1 other RNA gene (only partly in view) is annotated in these 492 nt (G+C 64.0%); it reads left to right on the forward strand.

The annotated features are described in order from the left end of the window. Positions 1-243: signal recognition particle sRNA large type (gene ffs, locus NZ960_08605), an RNA gene on the forward strand; it begins 34 nt to the left of the window's first position. Positions 244-492 lie beyond the last annotated feature (249 nt).

Consider the following 492-nt stretch of genomic DNA (forward strand, 5'->3'; position numbering starts at 1 on the left):
GGTGCCCTGTACCCGCAATCCGCTACAGCGGGGGCGAATTCCTGCCCGCGGTGCCGTCTTGTGGGCAGTGCTGGTGGCAGGGGCGGAGATGGTTGGGCGCTGCGCAACGGCAGACGTGCCAACCCCGCCAGGTCCGGAAGGAAGCAACGGTCAACACGCTCTCCGTGTGCCGCAGTCCTACCCAGCCGGAGTCTGCTGCGCCAGTCGACACCCGGAAGGCGGTCATCAACGGCAGGTGCACGGCTACTCTATCGCTTTTGTGGTGGCACCCGGATATGCCCCTGTGCGCACATGCATACCACCTGCCCACGCAGTTTCCGTCTCCTGTTGAACCCATCGTGCTAAGCCACAGGCGAAGGAGCCGTCCTCTGTCCTGCTGAGCCGAAGGCGAAGCCTCTCGCCGCTTTGTCATGCTGAACGGAACAGAGATTCTTCGCCCCACTCGGCATGACAAAGAGTCTAGGAGGCGAGGCTCCCGCCGAGCCGTTGGTC

Source organism: Candidatus Kapaibacterium sp., from assembly GCA_025059875.1.
In the GTDB taxonomy this organism is placed as follows: domain Bacteria; phylum Bacteroidota; class Ignavibacteria; order Kapaibacteriales; family HRBIN21; genus HRBIN21.